At 71.7% G+C, this 16,608-nt stretch carries 16 protein-coding genes; 10 read left to right on the top strand and 6 right to left on the bottom strand.

Annotation, left to right across the window (positions count from 1 at the left end; translation table 11 throughout):
• Window positions 1–3: 3 nt before the first annotated feature.
• Together ACLWS4_RS13245 and ACLWS4_RS13250 are read left to right on the top strand one after the other, a co-directional pair.
• Window positions 4–621, top strand: coding sequence for an ATP/GTP-binding protein (locus tag ACLWS4_RS13245; RefSeq protein WP_416874262.1), 618 nt, complete (start codon window positions 4–6; stop codon window positions 619–621).
• The gene (locus ACLWS4_RS13250; RefSeq protein ID WP_049649594.1) at window positions 618–1,811 is read left to right on the top strand and encodes a cytochrome P450; all 1,194 of its coding nucleotides are present in this window, start codon (window positions 618–620) and stop codon (window positions 1,809–1,811) included. Before ACLWS4_RS13245 ends, ACLWS4_RS13250 begins: the two co-directional genes overlap by 4 nt.
• A gap of 73 nt (window positions 1,812–1,884) precedes the next feature.
• Here ACLWS4_RS13250 and msrB read toward each other — a convergent pair whose 3' ends face one another.
• From msrB to ACLWS4_RS13270, 4 genes are all read right to left on the bottom strand, one after another.
• Entirely contained in the window at window positions 1,885–2,289 is a 405-nt protein-coding gene (gene msrB, locus ACLWS4_RS13255) for a peptide-methionine (R)-S-oxide reductase MsrB (RefSeq protein WP_049649595.1), read from the bottom strand.
• 40 nt (window positions 2,290–2,329) lie between these two features.
• Window positions 2,330–3,739, bottom strand: coding sequence for a UDP-N-acetylmuramate--L-alanine ligase (gene murC / locus ACLWS4_RS13260; RefSeq protein WP_416874214.1), 1,410 nt, complete (start codon window positions 3,737–3,739; stop codon window positions 2,330–2,332).
• 120 nt (window positions 3,740–3,859) lie between these two features.
• A complete protein-coding gene (locus ACLWS4_RS13265) occupies window positions 3,860–4,321 on the bottom strand; it encodes an indole-3-glycerol phosphate synthase (RefSeq protein WP_107086353.1) in 462 nt (153 codons plus the stop codon).
• Between the two features lie 57 nt (window positions 4,322–4,378).
• The gene (locus ACLWS4_RS13270) at window positions 4,379–5,164 is read right to left on the bottom strand and encodes a pyrimidine reductase family protein (RefSeq protein ID WP_074001682.1); all 786 of its coding nucleotides are present in this window, start codon (window positions 5,162–5,164) and stop codon (window positions 4,379–4,381) included.
• 126 nt (window positions 5,165–5,290) lie between these two features.
• On the opposite strand from ACLWS4_RS13270, the gene zapE reads away from it, so the two are divergent.
• The 6 genes from zapE (at window position 5,291) to ACLWS4_RS13300 (ending at window position 11,269) form a co-directional block, all read left to right on the top strand.
• Entirely contained in the window at window positions 5,291–6,337 is a 1,047-nt protein-coding gene (gene zapE, locus ACLWS4_RS13275) for a cell division protein ZapE (protein WP_234348208.1), read from the top strand.
• 58 nt (window positions 6,338–6,395) lie between these two features.
• A complete protein-coding gene (locus ACLWS4_RS13280) occupies window positions 6,396–6,773 on the top strand; it encodes a type II toxin-antitoxin system RelE/ParE family toxin (RefSeq protein ID WP_049649600.1) in 378 nt (125 codons plus the stop codon).
• Window positions 6,770–7,078 carry a helix-turn-helix domain-containing protein gene (locus ACLWS4_RS13285; protein WP_049649601.1) on the top strand — a complete coding sequence of 103 codons (309 nt, stop codon included), beginning with the start codon at window positions 6,770–6,772 and terminating at the stop codon, window positions 7,076–7,078. The genes ACLWS4_RS13280 and ACLWS4_RS13285 overlap by 4 nt, the downstream gene beginning before the upstream one ends.
• Before the next feature lie 44 nt (window positions 7,079–7,122).
• Window positions 7,123–9,213: an excinuclease ABC subunit UvrB gene (gene uvrB, locus ACLWS4_RS13290; protein ID WP_049649602.1), complete on the top strand. Its 2,091-nt coding sequence runs from the start codon at window positions 7,123–7,125 to the stop codon at window positions 9,211–9,213.
• A 281-nt stretch (window positions 9,214–9,494) separates the two neighbouring features.
• Complete coding sequence (locus ACLWS4_RS13295) at window positions 9,495–10,073, top strand: TerD family protein (protein WP_049649603.1); 579 nt, start codon at window positions 9,495–9,497, stop codon at window positions 10,071–10,073.
• A 215-nt stretch (window positions 10,074–10,288) separates the two neighbouring features.
• Window positions 10,289–11,269 (top strand): TerC family protein, encoded by a 981-nt coding sequence (locus tag ACLWS4_RS13300; protein ID WP_049649604.1) that lies wholly within the window; start codon window positions 10,289–10,291, stop codon window positions 11,267–11,269.
• Between the two features lie 110 nt (window positions 11,270–11,379).
• Here ACLWS4_RS13300 and ACLWS4_RS13305 read toward each other — a convergent pair whose 3' ends face one another.
• Entirely contained in the window at window positions 11,380–12,033 is a 654-nt protein-coding gene (locus ACLWS4_RS13305) for an MBL fold metallo-hydrolase (RefSeq protein ID WP_049649605.1), read from the bottom strand.
• A gap of 48 nt (window positions 12,034–12,081) precedes the next feature.
• Window positions 12,082–12,810, bottom strand: a complete 729-nt coding sequence (locus ACLWS4_RS13310) for a maleylpyruvate isomerase family mycothiol-dependent enzyme (protein WP_416874215.1) — start codon at window positions 12,808–12,810, stop codon at window positions 12,082–12,084.
• 279 nt (window positions 12,811–13,089) lie between these two features.
• Between ACLWS4_RS13310 and uvrA the strand changes: the two genes are divergently transcribed.
• Window positions 13,090–16,002: an excinuclease ABC subunit UvrA gene (gene uvrA / locus ACLWS4_RS13315; RefSeq protein ID WP_049649607.1), complete on the top strand. Its 2,913-nt coding sequence runs from the start codon at window positions 13,090–13,092 to the stop codon at window positions 16,000–16,002.
• Between the two features lie 107 nt (window positions 16,003–16,109).
• Window positions 16,110–16,544, top strand: a complete 435-nt coding sequence (locus tag ACLWS4_RS13320) for a Rieske (2Fe-2S) protein (protein ID WP_049649608.1) — start codon at window positions 16,110–16,112, stop codon at window positions 16,542–16,544.
• Window positions 16,545–16,608 lie beyond the last annotated feature (64 nt).

The following is a 16,608-nucleotide window of genomic DNA, read 5'->3' on the forward strand; positions in this document are numbered from 1 at the left end:
CTGATGAAACTGGTGGTGGCCGGCCCGTTCGGGGTCGGCAAGACCACCCTTATCCGGACCCTCTCCGAGATCGCCACCCTGCACACCGAGGAGGCGATGACCGAGACCGGCCGCCCGGTGGACGACCTGGCGGGCGTACCCGGGAAGTCCACCACCACCGTCGCCGTCGACTTCGGCCGGCTCACCCTGCCCGGCAACGTGGTGCTCTACATGTTCGGCACCCCCGGCCAGCGCCGCTTCTTCCCGCTCTGGCAGGACATCGCCCGCGGCGCGGTGGGCGCCCTGGTGCTCGCCGACACCCGCCGGCTGGCCGACTCCTTCGAGATCATGGACATGGTCGAGGAGCAGGGCCTGCCGTACGCCGTCGCCGTCAACCGCTTCCCGGACGCGCCGGACCACCCGGTCGAGGTGCTGCGCACCCACCTGGACCTGCACGCCGCCACCCCGCTGCTGCTCTGCGACGCGCGCGAGCGCGACAGCAGCCTGGACGCGCTGATCGCGCTGGCCGAGCACGTCCTGGAGGCCCTGCCCGTCGCCCCCGCCGGCCCGGACCCCGCCGGCCCGGACCCCGCCGGCCCGGACCCCGTCACCTCGGACCCCGCCACCCCGGAGCAGCCGTGACCGTCGAGTCCCGCCCGACCCCGATCCACGGCCCGGTCTTCGCCGCCGACCCCCAGCTGGTCTACGAGCGGCTGCGGCGGCACGGCGCGGTCGCCCCGGTGGAGATCGCACCCGGCGTCGAGGCCCTGCTGGTCACCGACTACCAGGCCGCGCTGGACCTGCTGCGCGACACCGACACCTTCTCCAAGGACTCCCGGGCCTGGCAGCGGACCGTCCCGCCGGACTCCCCGCTGCTGCCGGTGCTCGGCTACCGCCCGACCGCGCTGTTCAGCGACGGCGAGACCCACGCGCGCTACCGGGCGGTGATCACCGACGCCCTCGCGCTGTTCGAGCCGCACCGGCTCCAGCGCCAGGTCGCCGAGACCGCGCACCGGCTGATCGACCGCTTCGCCGCCGTCGGGCACGCCGACCTGATCGCCGAGTACGCCCGCCGGCTGCCCGCCTTCGCGCTCACCACCTGGTTCGGCGTGCCGCAGGAGCAGCGCGAGGAGGTGGTGGACGCGATCACCGGGCTGATCGAGTCCACCGCCCGGGCCGGCGCCTCGTACGGGAAGCTCCTGGCGGTGGTCACCGCGATGGTCGCCGAGCGCCGCGAGCGCCCCCGGCACGACCTCACCTCGATGTACGTCACCCACCCCGTCGGGCTGGACGACGACGAGGTGATCCGGCAGATCACCCTGACCCTGATCGCCGGGCACGAGCCGACCACCAACCTGATCGGCAACGCCCTGCTGCGCCTGCTCACCGACGCCCGCTACGCCGGCTCGCTGTTCGGCGGGGCGATGACCGCCCACCAGGCGATCGACGAGGTGCTCTGGCACGAGCCGCCGATGGCCAACCTCTCGGCCCACTACCCGCGGTACGACATCACCTTCCACGGCCGCGAGATCAAGGCGGGCACGCTGGTGCTGGTCTCGTACGCGGCCGCCAACTCCCAGGCCGCGCCGCCCACCGACGGCGGCGGGCTGCGCAGCGGCGAGAGCGCCCACCTGGCCTGGGCGGCCGGCCCGCACGCCTGCCCGGCCCGGGACCCGGCCCTGCTGATCGCGATCACCGCCATCGAGCAGCTGGGCAGCCGCCTCAGCGACCTCGAACTGTCCACCCCCGCCGAGGACCTGCTCTGGCGCCCGGGCCCGTTCCACCGGGCCCTGACGCACCTCCCGGTCCGCTTCGCACCGGTCGAGGGGTAGGCCCGGACAGGCCCGTTATAGCGCGGAGGCCCGGACACCGTATGTGTCCGGGCCTCCGCGCGCGGGTCCGGCCCTACTCGGCCGGCTTCAGCGTCAGCGAGACGCTGTTGATGCAGTACCGCTGGTCCGTCGGCGTGCCGTAGCCCTCGCCCTCGAAGACGTGCCCGAGGTGCCCGCCGCAGCGGGCGCAGCGCACCTCGACCCGGCGCATGCCGAGCGAGGTGTCCTCGATGTACTGGACCCGGTCCCCGGCCAGCGGCGCGTAGTAGGACGGCCAGCCGCAGTGGCTGTCGAACTTGGTCTCGGAGCTGAACAGTTCGGCCCCGCAGGCCCGGCAGCCGTAGACGCCGACGGTCTTGGAGTCGGTGTACTCACCGGTGAACGGCCGCTCGGTGCCCGCCTCGCGGAGCACGTGGTACTCCTCGGGGCTGAGCTGGGCGCGCCACTCGGCCTCGGTCTTCTCGATCTCGTAGCTCATCATGGGCTCCCGGTCGCGGTGGACGTCGGACGGACGTACGTCAGACGTTGGAAGCAACGTTCGCGAGGTGCCGCAGGATTTCCGGGCCGAGGTTGGTGACGTCCCCGGCGCCCATGGTGAGCAGCAGGTCGCCCGGGCGGGCGAGGCCGGCCAGCAGGGCGGGGGCGGCGGCGAAGGAGTGCTCCGCGGTGACCTCGGCGTCGGCCCGGCGGGCCGCGTCGATGATCAGCTCGCTGGTCACGCCGGGGATCGGGTCCTCGCGGGCCGGGTAGATGTCCAGCACCACCGAGGCGTCGGCCAGCGCCAGGGCCTGGCCCATCTCCTCGGAGAGCTGCTGGGTGCGGCTGAACAGGTGCGGCTGGAAGACCACCAGCACCCGGCCCCCGCCGGTCAGGCCCTCGCGGATGGCCTCCAGGTCGGCGGTCATCTCGGTGGGGTGGTGGGCGTAGGAGTCGATCACCTGGACCCCGCCGGCCTCGCCCTTGAGCTGGAGGCGGCGGCGCACGCCGGTGTAGGCGCCGAGCGCCTTGGCCAGGTCGGCGGCCGGGACGCCCAGCGCGACGCCGGCGGCCAGCGCGGACACCGCGTTGTGGGCGTAGTGGCGGCCGGGCACCGAGACGGTGAAGCTCAGCTCGGCGCCGTCCAGCAGGACGGTGACCTCGCTGGTCATGCCGTGGGCGACCACCGAGAGCACCCGCAGGTCGGCGTCCTCGGCGGAGCCGACCGTCACCACGTTCAGGCCCTCGCGGCCGGCCACCCGGGAGGTGAGCTCGCGGGCGCCGTCGTGGTCGGCCGAGACCACCAGGGTGCCGCCGGGGACGATCCGGCCGACGAAGGTCTCGAAGGACTCGTAGATCTCCTCGATCGACGCGTAGTTGGCGTGGTGGTCCAGCTCCACGTTGAGCACGATCGCCACCTCGGGCGCGTACTTGTGGAAGCTGCGGTCGCTCTCGTCCGCCTCGGCGACGAAGATCTCGCCGGTGCCGTGGTGGGCGTTGGAGCCGGGCGCGTCGAGGTCGCCGCCGATCGCGTAGGACGGGTCCAGGCCCAGCTCGCCGAGGGCGACGGCGAGCATGCTGGTGGTGGTGGTCTTGCCGTGGGTGCCGGCCACCGCCAGCGCCCGGCGCCCGCCCATCAGCGCCGCCAGCGCGTCGGAGCGGTGCACCACCGGGATGCCGCGCTCGTGGGCGGCCACCAGCTCCGGGTTGTCGGCCCGGATCGCGCTGGAGACGACCACGCTGCTGGTGCCGTCCGGCACGTGCTCGGCGGCGTGGCCGACGTGCACGGTGGCGCCGAGGGCGCGCAGCGCGAGGACGGTCTCGGACTCCTTGGAGTCGCTGCCCGAGACGCTGGCCCCGCGCACGGCGAGGATCTTCGCCAGGCCGGACATCCCGGCGCCGCCGATGCCGATGAAGTGCGGGGCGTGCAGGTCGTGCGCGGCGTCGTTCAAGGCGTGGCTCCGTAGGGGCGGGGGCAGACAGGGCGGGCGGACGGGTCGGGAAGACGGAATCGTCCTCGCGGGCGGACCGCAAGGACGATTCTGCACCACCGGCGTGCCGGGCCGGTCGGGTCAGGAGTCGCTGGCGAAGAGCCTGAGCACGGGGACGCCCACCTTGTGCCGGGCCTGGGAGGCCCAGTCGCGGTGGAAGAACTCCTCCACGAAGTGCGGTGAGGTGAGCACCACGACCTCGTCCGCCCGCTGCTCCCCGACGACCGCGCGCAGCCGCTCCAGCGGCTTCTCCCCGACCAGCTCGCCGACCGCCTCGGCCCCGGCCGAGCGCAGGTGGCGCAGGCTGTGCTCCAGCGACTCGCCGGCCACGGTCGGACCGCTCTCGGACTCGTCGTGCTCGTGCACCACCTTGTCGAGGTGGCCGAGGGCGACGTCGTCGAGCGCCCGCAGCAGTTCGTCCTGCCGGCCGCGCGGCTGCATCAGGACGACGAAGGACACCTTCTCCTCGCCGTGGAGCGTGGTGACGAGCTCCACGTCCGCGTCGGAGAGAGCCTTTTCGATCATCAGTACCGTCTTGAACACGTGAGTCCCTTCCAGTGGCCGGCCCCCGGGCCCCGGCATCCCATAACGGGATCACGATCAGGGGGTCACGGGGTTGTCCGAACCGGGGTGACGCAGGTAGCGGGTGAAGAGGAATCCTTTCTGCTCGATCAATGAGACCAGCCGCATCCGCTGCACGTCCGGCATTCGGGCATCGTGCAGGATGCGCGGCGCGTCGCCGCCGGTGAGCAGCGGAGCCAGCGACAGGCACAGCTCGTCCAGCAGGCCGGCCGCCGCCAGCTGCCCCAGCAGGCGCGGGCCGCCCTCGGTCAGCAGCCTGGTCCAGCCCCGTTCGGCCAGGGCCGCCACGCCCGCCCGCAGGTCCACCGAACCGGTGCCGGCGAGCACCAGGTCGGCCACCCCGGCGACCGCCCGGCGGCGCTCCGCGGGGGCGTCCTCGGTGGTGACGACCACCGTCCTGACCAGCGGCTCGGTGAACAGCGGCGCGGTCAGGTCCAGCTCCAGCGAGCGGCTCACCACGGCGATCGCCGGGGCGGGCGCCTGCCCCGCCGCCGCCCGGGCCGCCGCGAACTCCTTGCGGGCCCGGGCCGGCCGGTAGCCCTCGGCGCGGACCGTCTCCGCGCCCACCACTACCACGTCCGACAGCGCCCGCAGCACCCCGAAGATCCGCTTGTCGGCATCGCCGGAGAGGCCCTCGGACAGCCCGTCCAGCTTGGCCCCGCCGTCCAGGCCGGACACCATGTTGGCGCGCAGCCAGGGGCGCCCCTGATTCACCTGTTCGGGGTACGCGTAGACGGCGGCGAGCGATTCCAGTGCGGCCGGATCGGCGAGCCGCCCGCCCAGCGGGCTGATCAACTGTTGCATGTCCCCAGTCTTCCACCGCGGGCCGTGGGCCGTTCGGGGCCGCGGGTCGTTCGGACGGCGTACGGGGCAGGCGTACCCTCTACTGATGTGCCCGCAGCCTCCCACTCCGCAACCGCGACCGAGCCGATAGCAGCCGCACACGCCTCCGGCTCCCCGATCGCGCTCACCGACCGCCGACCCGTCGTGCCCGCCGAGCGGCTGGTCGCCGAGATGGTCCCGCCGCCCCGGTTCGCCGACGTGAGCTTCGGGACGTACATTCCGGACCCGACCCAGCCGAGCCAGTACGAGGCCGTCCAGGTCCTGGAGCAGTTCGCGGCGACCCTCGGCGGAGGAAACGGTTCCGCGCCCAAGCGCAGCTGGTTCCGCCGCTCCGCCCCCGCACCCGCCGGCCCGGCCGGGGTCTACCTCGACGGCGGCTACGGCGTCGGCAAGACCCACCTGCTCGCCTCGCTCTGGCACGCCGCCCCCGGCCCCAAGGCCTTCGGCACCTTCGTCGAGCTGACCAACCTGGTCGGCGCGCTCGGCTTCCAGCAGGCCGTGCGGACCCTCTCCGGGCACACGCTGCTCTGCATCGACGAGTTCGAGCTCGACGACCCGGGCGACACCGTGCTGGTCTCCACCTTGCTCGGCCGGCTGGTCGACAACGGCGTGAAGCTGTGCGCCACCTCGAACACCCTGCCGGAGAAGCTCGGCGAGGGCCGCTTCGCCGCCGCCGACTTCCTGCGCGAGATCCAGGGCCTGTCCGCGCACTTCCGCCCGATGCGGATCGACGGCCAGGACTACCGCCACCGCGGCCTGCCGGACGCCCCGCCGCCGTACACCGACGAGGCCGTCACGGCCGCCGCGGCCCGCACCCCCGGCGCCTCGCTGGACGACTTCGACGCCCTGCTCGCCCACCTCTCCGCCGTCCACCCCAGCCGCTACGGCGCGCTGCTGGACGACGTCGCCGCGGTCTGCCTGCGCGGCGTCCGCCAGATCGACGACCAGTCCACCGCGCTGCGCCTGGTCGTGCTGGCCGACCGGATGTACGACCGCGAGCTGCCGATCACCGCCTCCGGCCTCCCCTTCGACCAGGTCTTTCCGGAGGAGATGCTGCGCGGCGGCTACCGCAAGAAGTACCTGCGCGCCATCTCCCGCCTGGTCGCCCTCGCCCGGGACAGCGCCAAGGCCTGACCCGTGACCCTCCCCCTCGCCCGGCAGTTGTTCCCACTGCCGAGCGAGGGGGAGAGGCATGACCGGTGACGAGTCCAGGGCGGGCTACGGGATCGAGATCGAGCCCGAGGTGCGGGTGTGGCTCCAGAACTGCCCGACCGTCGAGTACCGGGCGGCCGAACGCGCCGCCGACCGCCTCGCCGAGGACGGCGAGGCGCTGTCGTTCCCGTTGGCGAGCCACCTGGGCGGCCCGCTGCGCGAGTTGCGGATCGGGTCCATGCGCATCACGTACTGGCTCGCGCCGGGGCGGAGGGCTGTGCTGCTGACGGTCTTCCGCAAGACTGGGAACCGCGAGACCGATCAGGTCGAACGGGCGCGCCGCGCGCAGAAGGTCTGCGAGGCGGAGCACGGGCCCGCCGCCGATCACGAGATCTACGACCGGGAGGAGCAGCGATGAGCAGCGGCTACCACACCCGTTGGACCGTGCCGGCGGAGCACCGGGAGAGCGAGGAGTACCGCGCGGCCGGGCGGCGGATGGCGCTGGCCGAGGCCGTGTACGCCCGACGCTCCGCGCTCGGGTGGACACCCGCCGAGCTCGCCGAGCGGGCCGGGCTGGACGAGGAGACCGTCGAGGGCATCGAGGAGAGCGGGGTCGATCCGACCCTTCCGCTGATCGAGCGACTCGCCGCCGCCTTCGACTCCGTCGTGCGGATCGACCCCGCCCGGGAGCCGGCCATGAGCTTCGAGGCCCACGCGGCCTGATCGAACCGGCCTCGCTTGTCGGTGGTGGGTCGTACCGTTGAGTGGTGCGTCCCATCACGAGTATTGAGCGGTCCGTGGCGCCTTTCGAGGTCGTCAGCCCCTTCCAGCCGAACGGTGACCAGCCGGCGGCGATCGCCGAGCTGGAACGGCGGATCAGGGGAGGGGAGAAGGACGTCGTGCTGCTCGGTGCCACCGGCACCGGCAAGTCGGCCACCACGGCCTGGATGATCGAGAAGCTGCAGCGGCCCACCCTGGTGATGGCGCCGAACAAGACGCTGGCCGCGCAGCTGGCGAACGAGTTCCGCGAGCTGCTGCCGAACAACGCGGTCGAGTACTTCGTCTCGTACTACGACTACTACCAGCCCGAGGCGTACGTCCCGCAGACGGACACCTACATCGAGAAGGACTCCTCGATCAACGAGGAGGTCGAGCGGCTGCGCCACTCGGCGACCAACTCGCTGCTCACCCGCCGGGACGTGGTGGTGGTGGCCTCGGTCTCCTGCATCTACGGCCTCGGCACCCCGCAGGAGTACGTGGACCGGATGGTGCGGCTCAAGGTCGGCGAGGAGATCGACCGGGACGAGCTGCTGCGCCGCTTCGTCGACATCCAGTACGCCCGCAACGACGTGGCCTTCACCCGCGGCACCTTCCGGGTCCGCGGCGACACCATCGAGATCTTCCCGGTCTACGAGGAGCTCGCCGTCCGGATCGAGATGTTCGGCGACGAGATCGAGGCGCTGTACACCCTGCACCCGCTCACCGGCGAGATCATCAGCCAGGACGACTCGGTCCACGTCTTCCCCGCCTCGCACTACGTGGCCGGCCCCGAGCGGATGGAGCGCGCGGTCAACGGCATCGAGGCGGAGCTGGCGCTGACGCTCGCGAAGCTGGAGAAGCAGGGCAAGCTGCTGGAGGCCCAGCGGCTGCGGATGCGCACCACCTACGACATCGAGATGCTGCGCCAGATCGGCACCTGCTCCGGCGTCGAGAACTACTCGATGCACTTCGACGGCCGCGAGCCCGGCTCCCCGCCGAACACCCTGCTCGACTACTTCCCGGAGGACTTCCTCCTGGTCATCGACGAGTCGCACGTCACCGTCCCGCAGATCGGCGCGATGTACGAGGGCGACGCCTCGCGCAAGCGCACCCTGGTCGAGCACGGCTTCCGGCTGCCCTCCGCGATGGACAACCGCCCGCTGAAGTGGGAGGAGTTCCTGGAGCGGACGGACCAGACGGTCTACCTGTCGGCGACGCCCGGCCCGTACGAGCTGTCGCGCGGGGACGGCCAGGTCGAGCAGATCATCCGCCCGACCGGCCTGATCGACCCCGAGGTGATCGTCAAGCCGACCGAGGGCCAGATCGACGACCTGGTGCACGAGGTCCGCAAGCGGGTCGAGCGGGACGAGCGCGTCCTGGTCACCACGCTGACCAAGAAGATGGCCGAGGACCTCACCGACTACATGCTCGGCCTGGACATCCGGGTCCGGTACCTGCACAGCGACGTGGACACCCTGCGCCGGGTGGAGCTGCTGCGCGAGCTGCGGGCGGGCCGGTACGACGTGCTGGTCGGCATCAACCTGCTGCGCGAGGGCCTGGACCTGCCCGAGGTGTCGCTGGTGGCGATCCTGGACGCGGACAAGGAGGGCTTCCTGCGCTCCGGCACCTCGCTGATCCAGACGATCGGCCGCGCGGCCCGCAACGTCTCCGGCCAGGTCCACATGTACGCGGACAAGATCACCCCCGCGATGGAGAAGGCCATCGACGAGACCAACCGCCGCCGGGCCGTGCAGCAGGCCTACAACAAGGAGCACGGGATCGACCCGCAGCCGCTGCGCAAGAAGATCGGCGACATCCTGGACACCCTCGCCCGCGAGGACGTGGACACCGACGAGCTGCTCTCCACCGGCTACCGGAACCAGGGCAAGGGCAAGGCCCCGGTCCCGGCGCTGGGGGCGGAGCGCAAGCCGGCCAAGTCCCTGCCGGCCGCCGAACTGGCGGACCTGATCCAGGAGATGACCGACCGGATGCACACGGCCGCCGCCGACCTCCAGTTCGAGGTCGCGGCCCGGCTGCGCGACGAGGTCAAGGAGCTGAAGCGGGAACTGCGGCAGATGCGCGAGGCCGGAGTGGCGTAGCCGCACCCGCGGGGGGCGCACCCGCGGGGCGCACCCGTACCGCGCCGGGCCTGGCCGGAATGACACCGGTCAAGTCCGCGGGTGTCTCAGCCTTGCCACAAACGGGCAGACCCGGGGGAGCCCGGGGTGCCGCAGGCCCTAGGCTGGCCTGCGGCATCGTGCCCTCGGGACGGGGTTTGCGGGCCGTACGCAGAGGGGGCCTCAGCCGGGGGACGGCGACGGGGTGTTCCACCGTGGAGCCGCTCGGCTGTGACCGCGCGGCCGGCAGAGAGGACAACGTCGTGTCGGTGAACCTGGCCAAGGGGCAGCGGGTCAGCCTCCAGAAGGGGCAGGGCGGCGCCCTGACCGTGGTCCGGATGGGCCTCGGCTGGCAGGCCGCCCCCAAGCGCGGGCTGTTCGGCAGCCGCACCCGGAAGATCGACCTGGACGCCTCGGCGCTGCTGTACGCCGAGCGGACCCCGTCCGACGTGGTGTTCTTCTCGCACCTGGAGAGCAACGACGGCTCCGTGCGGCACACCGGCGACAACCTGGAGGGCGGCTCCGGGGCCGAGGACGACGAGGCGATCCTGGTCGACCTGGTGCACGTGCCCGTGAACATCACCCAGGTGGTGTTCACGGTGAGCTCGTACACCGGGCAGACCTTCGCCGAGGTGCAGAGGGCGCACTGCCGGCTGGTGGACGAGGCCACCGGGCTGGAGCTGGCCCGCTACGAGCTGGCGGGCGGCGGGCCGCACACCGGGCAGATCATGGCCAAGGTGGTCCGGGACGGCGACGGCGGCTGGGAGATGCAGGCGATCGGCGCGCCGGCGAAGGGGCGCACCTTCCAGGACCTGCTGCCGGCGATCGAGCCGTTCCTGTAACTCGGTCCAGTAGCCCGCTCCGCACGGTTCTTTACCTTCTTTACCTTCCCTTGGGATTGCTGTTACTCTCGTTGGCAGCGGAGGGGAGTATTCCTCGACAGCCGACCCCGTCATCACGGGTGCCCGTCGTGGCACCCCGGGGCGCTGGCCCGACGGGCGGAAGAGACCTCCGGCAGTGACGATGACTGTCTCGCCTACCTGCCGGAGGAGCAGTAGTGGACGTTTCCGTAACCATGTGGGTTTCCACGATCCTGGTGCTGATCGCACTGGTCGTGGCGGACTTCTTCATCGGAGGGCGCAAGCCGCACGAGGTCTCGATCAAGGAGGCCGGGATCTGGACGGCCGTCTGGGTCGCCCTGGCGGTGCTCTTCGGCGGCTTCCTCTGGTGGCACTCCGGTGGGGAGCCGGCGGGCGAGTTCTTCGCCGGCTACATCACCGAGAAGTCGCTCAGTGTCGACAACCTCTTCGTGTTCATCCTGATCATGGGCAAGTTCGCGGTGCCCAGGATCTACCAGCAGCGCGTGCTGATGTTCGGTGTGATCATCGCGCTGGTGCTCCGGGCGGTGTTCATCGCCGGCGGCGCCGCGCTGGTCGCCGAGTTCTCCTGGGTGTTCTTCATCTTCGGCGCCTTCCTGATCTGGACGGCCTGGAAGCTGATCAAGGAGGCCCGCGCCGAGGACGAGGGCGACGAGGAGTTCGAGGAGAACCGCGTCCTCAAGTCGATCACCCGCCGCTTCCCGGCCACCGAGGACTACCGCGGCACCAAGCTGTTCGTCCGGGAGAACGGCCGCCGGCTGATCACCCCGATGCTGGTCGTCATGCTGGCGATCGGCACCACCGACGTGCTGTTCGCGCTGGACTCGATCCCGGCGATCTTCGGCCTGACCCAGGACCCGTACATCGTCTTCACCGCCAACGCCTTCGCCCTGATGGGGCTGCGCCAGCTGTACTTCCTGATCGGCGGCCTGCTGAAGAAGCTGGTCCACCTGTCGTACGGCCTGTCGGTGATCCTCGGCTTCATCGGCGTGAAGCTGGTGCTGCACGCCGCGCACGAGGCGGGCGCGACCTGGGCCCCGGAGATCGGCATCCCGTTCTCGCTGGGCTTCATCGTGGTCGTCCTGGCGGTCACCACCTTCACCAGCCTGCGGGCCGCGAAGAAGGCCGAGTCCGCCGAGCACGAGAAGCTCGACGCCTGACGCCTGAGGCCTGACGCCTCACGTTCGTGCGCCGCACGGCGCCGGGCACCGCCGAGGCCCCCGCGACCGGAGACGGTCACGGGGGCCTCGGCCGTGCGGCGGGGGAGGGGCTACCAGCCGCGCTCGCGCCACTCGTCGAGGTGCGGGCGCTCGGCGCCGACGGTGGTGTCGGAGCCGTGGCCGGGGTAGACCCAGGCCTCGTCGGGGAGGGCGTCGAAGATCTTCTCGGTGACGTCCCGGTAGAGGGTCCGGAAGGCCTCCGGGTCGCCCCAGGTGTTGCCGACGCCGCCCGGGAAGAGGCAGTCGCCGGTGAAGACGTGCTGGTGGCCCTGCGGGTCGTCGTAGACGAGCACGATGGCGCCCGGGGTGTGGCCGACCAGGTGCCGGACGGTGAGCTCCACCTCGCCGACCCGGAGCGTGTCGCCGTCCGCGAGCAGCAGCTCGGTGGGGACGTCGATGCCCTCGGCGTCGTGCTCGCCGGCGGCCGTCCGGGCACCGGTGGTGGCGACCACCTCGGCCAGCGCGCCCCAGTGGTCGTGGTGGCGGTGGGTGGTGACCACCGTTTCGAGGTCGTCCCCGACGGTCTCCAGCAGCACCGGCGCGTCGGCGGCCGCGTCGATCAGGAGCTGTTCGTCGGTGGCCCGGCAGCGCAGCAGGTAGGCGTTGTTGTCGTACGGGCCGACGGCCACCTTGGTGATGATCAGGTGGGCCAGTTCCCGCACGTCCGGCGGTCCGCCGACCTTGACCGCTCCGTGGTACGTCATCCGTCTGCTCCTCGTCGTGTGGATCTCCCTGGCATCATCCTCGCGCCGTCAGCCCATGGGGGGAAGCGGGGGCAGGGCGGTGTCGGGGGTGCGGTGCAGGGCGTCGCCGGCGGAGCGGCCGGAGAGCCAGGCGGTGAGGGCGCGGACGGGGCCCCGGACGGTGAGGGCGGGCTCGCCGGTGCCGATGACGGCGCGGTCGTCGGTGTCGTCGGCGACCAGCTCGACGGCGGGCAGGCCGGCCTCCCCGGCCAGGCCGGCGGCGAGCTTGCGGAACTGGGCGACGGCGAAGTCCTCCGGCCAGTCCGCCGGGGTGTGGCCGGCGGCCAGGTCGACGTGGTGGTACTCCAGCTCCAGCAGGCGCTTGTGCGGGATCTGGTGGGCCGGGAAGACGTAGCCGAAGCGGTGCTTGACGGACGCCGCCCAGGCGTCGTCGGTCAGCTGCGCGGCGGCGGCCAGGAAGCGCTCGTGGGATGCGCGCAGGTCGGCGAGGTGGGCGTCGAGCGGGCGGGGCGCGTCGCGCTCGATGTCCTGGTCGCGGGCCTCGTGGCTGGCGTACTGCGGGACGTCGGTGCCGGTGCGGGCGCCGGTCAGCAGGTTGACCAGGGAGTCGGCGTTGCGGGCGAGGTGGGCCAGCACGTGGCCCTTCGTCCAGCCGGGGAGGGCGGAGGGCTCGGCGACGGCGTCGGGCTTCAGCTCGGCGACGGTGCGCAGCAGGCGCCCGGTGCTCTCCTCGACCTGGCCGAGCCAGGAGTCGGCGGCGGACCTCGGGTCGGTCATCGAATCTGCCTTCCGTGCGGAACGGGGCGTTGCCCGGAGCGGGCTTCGCTCGTTGACCAGGTGACGCTATCGCCGAATCCGGGCCCTGAGCAGGGGGTTTTCGGGTACGCGCACCGTGCGGGTACGGACGGCCCGGGGGGTGGCCTCACTCGTTCGGGTGGTCCCGGCTGGACAAGGTCGATATTCGAACGTCTGAGCTATAGGCTGGCTGCCGCATCCTGGAAGAAGCAGCACATCCCAACGCAAGCCCTCTCGCCCCGGAGAAAGGCGCCAGAAGCAGTGGCCGACCGCCTCATCGTCCGCGGTGCTCGCGAGCACAACCTCAAGAACGTCTCGCTCGACCTGCCCCGCGACTCCCTCATCGTCTTCACGGGCCTCTCCGGCTCCGGCAAGTCCTCGCTCGCCTTCGACACGATCTTCGCCGAGGGCCAGCGCCGCTACGTCGAGTCGCTGTCCTCCTACGCCCGTCAGTTCCTCGGGCAGATGGACAAGCCCGACGTGGACTTCATCGAGGGCCTCTCCCCGGCCGTCTCGATCGACCAGAAGTCCACCAACCGCAACCCCCGTTCGACCGTCGGCACCATCACCGAGGTCTACGACTACCTGCGCCTGCTGTTCGCCCGGATCGGCAAGCCGCACTGTCCGCACTGCGGCCGCCCGATCGCCAAGCAGTCGCCGCAGGCGATCGTGGACAAGGTGCTGGAGCTCGCCGAGGGCACCCGGTTCCAGGTGCTCAGCCCGGTGGTGCGCGAGCGCAAGGGCGAGTTCGTCGACCTCTTCGCCGACCTCCAGTCCAAGGGCTACTCCCGCGCCCGGGTCGACGGCGGGACGATCCAGCTCGCCGAGCCGCCGAAGCTCAAGAAGCAGGAGAAGCACACCATCGAGGTGGTCATCGACCGCCTGACCGTGAAGGACAGCGCCAAGCGGCGGCTCACCGACTCGGTGGAGACGGCCCTGCGGCTGTCCGGCGGCATGGTCGTGCTCGACTTCGTCGACCTCCCCGAGGACGACCCGGAGCGCGAGCGGATGTACTCCGAGCACCTCTACTGCCCGTACGACGACGTGTCGTTCGAGGAGCTGGAGCCGCGCTCGTTCTCCTTCAACTCGCCGTTCGGCGCCTGCCCGGACTGCTCGGGCCTGGGCAACCGGATGGAGGTCGACCCGGAGCTGGTCGTGCCCGACGTCGAGCGCTCGCTGGACGAGGGCGCGATCCACCCGTGGTCGGCCGGGCACGCCAAGGAGTACTTCCAGCGCCTGATCGACGCGCTGGCCGGGGAGCTCGGCTTCCGCACCGACATCCCCTGGGCCGGGCTGCCCGCCCGCGCGAAGAAGGCGCTGCTGTACGGGCACAAGCACCAGGTGGAGGTCCGCTACCGCAACCGCTTCGGCCGCGAGCGCTCGTACAGCACCGGCTTCGAGGGCGCGATCCCGTTCATCCAGCGCCGGCACACCGAGGCGGAGAGCGACAGCAGCCGCGAGCGCTTCGAGGGCTACATGCGCGAGGTGCCCTGCCCGACGTGCCAGGGCACCCGGCTCAAGCCGGTCGTCCTCGCGGTCACCGTCGAGGGCAGGTCGATCGCCGACGTCTCCTCGATGTCGATCAGCGACTGCTCCGAGTTCCTCGGCGCGATGCGGCTCAACGCCCGGGACAAGCAGATCGCCGAGCGGGTCCTCAAGGAGGTCAACGAGCGGCTGCGCTTCCTGGTCGACGTCGGCCTGGACTACCTCTCGCTCGACCGCGCGGCCGGCACCCTGTCCGGCGGCGAGGCCCAGCGCATCCGGCTGGCCACCCAGATCGGCTCCGGCCTGGTCGGCGTGCTGTACGTGCTGGACGAGCCGTCCATCGGCCTGCACCAGCGGGACAACCACCGGCTGATCGAGACGCTGGTGCGGCTGCGCGACATCGGCAACACCCTGATCGTCGTCGAGCACGACGAGGACACCATCAAGACGGCGGACTGGGTGGTCGACATCGGCCCGGGCGCCGGCGAGCACGGCGGCAAGGTGGTGCACTCCGGTTCGCTGAAGCAGCTGCTCACCAACAAGGAGTCGCTGACCGGCCAGTACCTCTCCGGCAAGCGGTCCATCCCGATCCCGGCCACCCGCCGCGAGCGGGACAAGAAGCGCCAGCTGACGGTCCACGGCGCCCGCGAGCACAACCTCAAGGACGTCACGGTCGGCTTCCCGCTCGGCACCTTCACCGCGATCACCGGCGTCTCCGGCTCCGGCAAGTCGACGCTGGTCAACGACATCCTGTACACCCACCTCGCCCGGGAGCTGAACGGCGCCCGCAGCGTGCCCGGCCGGCACACCCGGATCACCGGCACCGACCAGGTGGACAAGGTGGTGCACGTCGACCAGTCGCCGATCGGCCGCACCCCGCGCTCCAACCCGGCCACCTACACCGGGGTGTTCGACCACGTCCGCCGGCTCTTCGCGGAGACGCAGGAGGCCAAGGTCCGCGGCTACCTGCCCGGCCGGTTCTCCTTCAACGTCAAGGGCGGCCGCTGCGAGAACTGCTCGGGCGACGGCACCATCAAGATCGAGATGAACTTCCTGCCGGACGTCTACGTGCCGTGCGAGGTCTGCCACGGCGCCCGGTACAACCGGGAGACGCTGGAGGTCCACTACAAGGGCAAGTCCATCGCCGAGGTGCTGGACATGCCGATCGAGGAGGCGCTGGGCTTCTTCGAGGCCGTCCCGGCGATCGCCCGGCACCTGCGCACGCTCAACGACGTCGGCCTCGGCTACGTCCGGCTCGGCCAGTCGGCGCCGACGCTCTCCGGCGGCGAGGCGCAGCGCGTCAAGCTCGCCTCGGAGCTCCAGAAGCGCTCCACCGGGCGGACGGTCTACGTGCTGGACGAGCCCACCACCGGCCTGCACTTCGAGGACATCAGCAAGCTGATCAAGGTGCTCAGCGGGCTGGTGGAGAAGGGCAACACGGTGATCGTCATCGAGCACAACCTCGATGTGATCAAGACCGCCGACTGGATCGTCGACATGGGCCCCGAGGGCGGCTCCGGCGGCGGCACGGTGGTCGCCGAGGGCACCCCGGAGCAGATCGCCGCCGTCCCGGAGAGCCACACCGGCAAGTTCCTGCGGGACATCCTGCCGGCCGGTTTCGCGGACGCCCCGGCCGCCGCCCCGGCGAAGAAGGCGCCGCGCAAGCGCGCGGCCGCCGCGAAGAAGTAGCCCCGTCCGCCCACCCCGCCGCACCCGGGGACTCCCGGGAGCGGCGGGGTGGGCGCGACATAGACTTCCGTGGTCCCCGCAACAGCCGTACCCGTAGGAGCGCACCGATGTCCGAGGCCCCCGAGACCAGCCCCACCGCCTCCCGCCGCACCGTGCTCTGCGGGGCCGCGGCCGTCCTGGCGGCCGGCGGCACCGTGGCGGTCACCGGGTGCAGCTCCTCGTCCTCCGGTGGCAGCGCCCCCAAGGGCCCGGTCGACCTCGGCCCGGCCTCGGCCGTGCCGGAGGGCGGCGGCAAGGTCTTCCGCGAGCAGAAGATCGTGGTGACCCAGCCCACCGCCGGCCAGTACAAGGCGTTCAACGCCCGGTGCACCCACGCCGGCTGCCTCGTGGACCAGGTCAAGAACAACCAGATCCAGTGCCCCTGCCACGGGAGCCGGTTCGCCGTCACCGACGGCGCGGTGCAGGACGGACCGGCCTCCTCCCCGCTGCCCGCCTACACCGTCACGGTCGAGGCCGGCAACCTCAAGGTGACCCCGAGCTGACCGAGTTGAGCGCCTCCCGACCGCCACGGTCCCCCCTGACGATCTCCGCCCCGCGGCCCCGGCC

The sequence above is a fragment of the Kitasatospora sp. SC0581 genome, assembly GCF_048159585.1.
In the GTDB taxonomy this organism is placed as follows: domain Bacteria; phylum Actinomycetota; class Actinomycetes; order Streptomycetales; family Streptomycetaceae; genus Kitasatospora.

Bases quoted from the DNA above. Each gene is read 5' to 3' on its own strand.
- ACLWS4_RS13245 (WP_416874262.1), top strand. From the start codon at position 4: ATGAAACTGGTGGTGGCCGGCCCGTTCGGGGTCGGCAAGACCACCCTT.
- msrB (WP_049649595.1), bottom strand. From the start codon at position 2,289: ATGAGCTACGAGATCGAGAAGACCGAGGCCGAGTGGCGCGCCCAGCTC.
- ACLWS4_RS13270 (WP_074001682.1), bottom strand. From the start codon at position 5,164: ATGCAACAGTTGATCAGCCCGCTGGGCGGGCGGCTCGCCGATCCGGCC.
- ACLWS4_RS13280 (WP_049649600.1), top strand. From the start codon at position 6,396: ATGACCGGTGACGAGTCCAGGGCGGGCTACGGGATCGAGATCGAGCCC.
- ACLWS4_RS13285 (WP_049649601.1), top strand. From the start codon at position 6,770: ATGAGCAGCGGCTACCACACCCGTTGGACCGTGCCGGCGGAGCACCGG.
- ACLWS4_RS13305 (WP_049649605.1), bottom strand. From the start codon at position 12,033: ATGACGTACCACGGAGCGGTCAAGGTCGGCGGACCGCCGGACGTGCGG.
- ACLWS4_RS13310 (WP_416874215.1), bottom strand. From the start codon at position 12,810: ATGACCGACCCGAGGTCCGCCGCCGACTCCTGGCTCGGCCAGGTCGAG.
- ACLWS4_RS13320 (WP_049649608.1), top strand. From the start codon at position 16,110: ATGTCCGAGGCCCCCGAGACCAGCCCCACCGCCTCCCGCCGCACCGTG.